Source organism: Planktothrix sp. FACHB-1355 (assembly GCF_014748295.1).
GTDB classification, from domain to species: domain Bacteria; phylum Cyanobacteriota; class Cyanobacteriia; order Cyanobacteriales; family Aerosakkonemataceae; genus Aerosakkonema; species Aerosakkonema funiforme_A.
This window is the reverse complement of the sequence record NZ_JACJUP010000718.1, coordinates 1-3,675: the sequence shown is the minus strand read 5'-3', so window position 1 is coordinate 3,675 and position 3,675 is coordinate 1. Positions and strand designations below refer to the sequence as shown.

The window sequence follows — 3,675 nt, the reverse complement described above, 5'->3', positions numbered from 1 at the left end:
GATGGCGATTAGTCGTGAGGTTGGTTGGGAGCTTTTCTTTGGGTAGTGGATCTTCAAATAAGCTGAGTTGTTTCATTGGTTATTTTAGGTAAGTGACATTTTGTATATTTTTACGATATTTATATACAGATTAATTGCCGTAACCATAAATTTTACCATCTGGCATTCTCGTACCCATCCAATTTACATCGCTAAATTCAGCACCCGCAATATCCGCACCTGTCAAATCAGCACCTCTTAGATCGACACCACTCAAGTTAGCGCCTACCAACTTTGCGCCAACTAAGTTTGCATTCCGCAAATCGGCATCGCTTAAGTCGGCGCGGCTTAAATCAGAATAACTCAAATTGGCATTTCGCAAAATCGCACCCATCATTTTTGCTTTTCGCAAACTGGCATTACTTAAATCGGCGTTACTCAAATCGGCAATTACTAATTTTATACCATCTAATTGGGTGTTTCGCAAATCGGCATTGTTTAACTGCGTACCGATACAATTGGCATCTTGTAAGTTAGCATATGCTAAGTGAATTCCTCGCCAATCTGCATTTTGAAAATTTCTCGTGCCTGCGGCATATAGATTGAGCAATTCTCCCGCATTGGTGACGCTAATTGCTCGCTTTTGTGGTCGATTGAAGGTAAAATTGAAAGTGTCGCCACTTGCGATCGCACTTCGTATTTCTTCATACATGGGATAGTTGCCAATCCCGCTCAATTTCAACCAACCGCGTGTCCTCGTTAAGGCAATAAATAACTGATTGCGTAGCTTGACATTGCGCTCATTTTCGGCAATGTTATCTAAACCAACTAGATACACCATGTCGGCTTCGTTGCCTTTGGCGCGGTGGATGCGGGAGACGGTAACGCCACCTTCGCACCAGAATTTGTTGGGGTTGGAATATTCTAGATAGGGTGTCAAGATATTGCAGTTGCTTGTGCCGGGAATGAAGATATCAATACCTTGCGACATCAAAAACTCTGCGACTTCAATTTCGAGTTCGATCGCTTCTCCAAAACAACCTAAAACTATTACCAATATCTCCCGGCTTGGTTTCAAACGATCGCATTTGAGGTTATATATAATGTTGTGCGCTAAAGCGGTTAATTCCGATTGACGATCGTCATAAATATCAAACTCCAATACTGGTTTTTCCCAAAGTTGTGGTATGATATTACCAGAGCGATCGCTCGCACATTTCAGCGTAATTTGCCGACCGGGAGAAAAACGACCCTTTACTTCATAACCGAGCGCTTTCCAATCTTCACTCCGAGTAATTCCCGATAGCATTCCCCCAGGTCGCAGCAATCCCATCCCAATTGCGTGTGCGACTGTTAAAATTGGGGTAGGAGTGCGATAACAACGTTGCAAAATCTCAGTTTTTTTGATACCATCGGCATATTCACCAGTTACCATAAGCGCCAATTCATCGCCGAATAATTCCCCCGCTGTTGGCATATGTAAACTTTCCAAACTTTGCGCTTCGTCATAAGCCCAAATTAACCGACGCTGTTCGGGATGTTCGAGTTCGACGGGTCGCAAAGATTGATATGTCAGCCAGTAAAAAGGTTGCTTTCCCTCAAATTTCAACTCCTCATCCACAATTAAATCTTGACCTTCATCGATGAGAATAGCATCAAATATTTGGGGAATTTCTACTGTTTGCAATAGCAGAGTGCAAGCTTCGGCTAAAGATGCGTTGGGTTGTTTGCTGTCGGTATCGTAAACTGTGAGAGGGAGAACACCTGCTGCTGAGCAAATTACGCTGTAAAGTCCGGGTTGATTTTTTCCTCCCCAAGCGTGAAGAACTCGCAATTTTTGGTTAGTGCGATCGAATTTTATTTCACCGCTACTAAACCGACGCAACCACTTATCTAATTGTTGGGTGATGGGGTCGTACAAACTGCGACTGAAAAAGACTAAAGCAATATCCCATTCAGGATGTTTGAGGTGCATATTCGCAGCTTTTTGACACAGCAAGACTGTTTTACCAGAACCTGCAATACCGCGAATTCTTTGTGCGCCGGGAGGAATTTGTTTACCGATGCGTTCTTGTTGGATATCAAATTCCGATAACTGTTGTCGCGCTTTCGCCAAAATGCTGGTGCGACTTTCTGGAATTGGAGAGACAACTTCAGGAAATTGTAATTGGGGAATAATTCTGCTGGAAGATTGGCGAAAAACTGGTGTTCCACTTAATACAGATAGCAATAATTTCCATTGTTCCTCGTTGAGATTTTCGCCTTTGATGATGGGAGTGGTTTGTGGAATGATTATAGCTAAACCCCTTTCCCTCGCCGGGAAGGGGGGAATCATACTCCCCGCGCTTTCGACTAGATGGCTTGGGGGAGAGGACAATTTAAATAAATCTTCTTTAAAAATGATGGGAGGACAAGAAGGAAGTAGATGAAAACCTTTTTCCCGCCATTGTTTTTCGGTAATTAAGGGTAAAGCGATGATAACTCTACCATTTACTTTACGACGAAGAAGAGGTTCGCGATCGCAATATCCCAACAAAGCGAACAACTGATTTTCTGCTTGTGCATAAGGACTCGCGTCAGAGGTGTAAAAATTGCAAAATTCCCAGCGATGTCCGTTAATAGCAACAATTTGGTCAATTCTGACCGATTTTACCTCAATCACAATTAGACCGAGTTCAAAATCAGCAATCAAAATATCAGGTTCTTTGCGAGTCTTACCAACCTGAGAAAAAATCGGATATCGCCAGTAAGCAATACATTCTCTATCTGCAAAAGCAATTTTAACGGCTGACCAAACTCTACTTTCACCCCTCTGTCCGCTTTTTCCGGTTGATTCGGTAGTAATGAACTTGCGGTTTTCTTCTGGGCGATAAATCGCCATTTTGATTCAAAAATTATAAGATTTTAACTTGGCTTTAAAACCAGACTTTTGCTTAGCAAGTCTGGTAATTCAAATCTTTACCAAAATTACAGATTTTTTCTTTTGGCCTTTTGTCTTTTCCTCACTATCCAAACCACAAAAGCCACAACAAGACCAACAAATACTATTTTGGAAACCGGGCCTAGATATTCATCGACAAGCTCGTATTTTTCTCCCAAAATATACCCGGTATAAGTTAACAAACCCACCCACAAGGTTGTGCCAACAGTCGAGTAAATTAAAAACGGTACTAAGTGCATCCCACTCATACCTGCCGGCAGGGATATTAAGGTACGAACCCCCGGTACTAAGCGACAAAAAAACACGGCTTTCTCCCCGTGTCTGTCAAACCAATTATCTGCTTTTTCAATATCTCTACTAGATATAGAAATCCACCTGCCGTACTTGTCAGCTAAGCGTTTCAAGTTTTCTTCGCCGACGAGTTTGCCGACATAGTACCAAGGTAGCGCCCCCAGCATTGTACCGATTACTCCCGCCAAAATTGCAGGGAAGAATGCCATCTGTTTCTGAGCTATTGTGAATCCTGCTAACGGCATGATTAGTTCGGAGGGAATAGGGGGAAATAAGTTTTCTAAAAACATCAGTAGCCCGATTCCCACGTAGCCCAGGGAAGTCATGGTGTTAGTTATCCATTCCTGCATAAGTTTGGGGATTGTTAATTGATAGTTGGGGATGTAGTGCGAGGCAGAGCCTCTTTTTTTGGTTCCCAGATTCAAGCTGGGAACAAGTAAAATGGTGAGAAACCCGGTTTCTCT

The 3,675-nt window shown here is 42.7% G+C and carries 2 protein-coding genes; both read right to left on the bottom strand.

The genetic code is table 11. From position 1 onward, the window contains the following. Nucleotides 1-130: 130 nt before the first annotated feature. Complete coding sequence (locus H6S82_RS23675) at nucleotides 131-2,860, bottom strand: pentapeptide repeat-containing protein (protein WP_190465000.1); 2,730 nt, start codon at nucleotides 2,858-2,860, stop codon at nucleotides 131-133. A gap of 86 nt (nucleotides 2,861-2,946) precedes the next feature. Beyond that, on the bottom strand, nucleotides 2,947-3,675 hold a 729-nt coding region (locus tag H6S82_RS23670; RefSeq protein ID WP_347339538.1), incomplete at its 5' end, for a DedA family protein.

Excerpts from the sequence above, each read along its gene's own strand:
- H6S82_RS23675 (WP_190465000.1), bottom strand. The coding sequence starts at position 2,860 with ATGGCGATTTATCGCCCAGAAGAAAACCGCAAGTTCATTACTACCGAA.